The 433-nt window shown below is 66.7% G+C and carries 1 protein-coding gene; it reads left to right on the top strand.

Annotated elements, in window-relative coordinates:
* Nucleotides 1-217: 217 nt before the first annotated feature.
* Nucleotides 218-433, top strand: a 216-nt coding sequence (locus tag IMZ11_RS44265; protein WP_228649754.1) for a hypothetical protein, incomplete at its 3' end; no start/stop codon positions are given.

Raw genomic sequence — 433 nt, 5'->3', positions numbered from 1 at the left:
CGGCGGGTATGCCCGTCGGATGCCGGCACAACGTCGTTGACCGGCTTCGGCACACCAGCCGAAACTGGGCTCGAAACCGAACCCGTAGTCTCCCGACGCATTTTCACAACACCATTGTGACGGAATTCCGCCCCGGGTTCTAGCAAGGGCACCCTTACGTGACCTGCGCCACCGCCGCATGGCGAAGACCGCCCCGGTCGACCGTTACGCTGCCCTGATGGCAAGCCGCCTGTCGACCTTCAGCTCATCGATCGCCCGGTGGCACGGTGATGAACGGGCTGTCGGATCCCCGCTCAACCCCGCCGAGGTCATCGCACAACGCCGTACCCGGCTGTTCGGGGCCACCGGAACCGTACTGATGGCGATCGGCGCACTCGGTGCGGGCGCCCGCCCTGTCGTGCAGGACCCCACCTTCGGGGTGCGGCTGCTCAAC

Source organism: Microtetraspora sp. AC03309, assembly GCF_020826795.1.
In the GTDB taxonomy this organism is placed as follows: domain Bacteria; phylum Actinomycetota; class Actinomycetes; order Streptosporangiales; family Streptosporangiaceae; genus Microtetraspora; species Microtetraspora glauca.
Note: the sequence above shows the minus strand (reverse complement) of the source record. Positions and strands in the feature narration are given on the sequence as shown.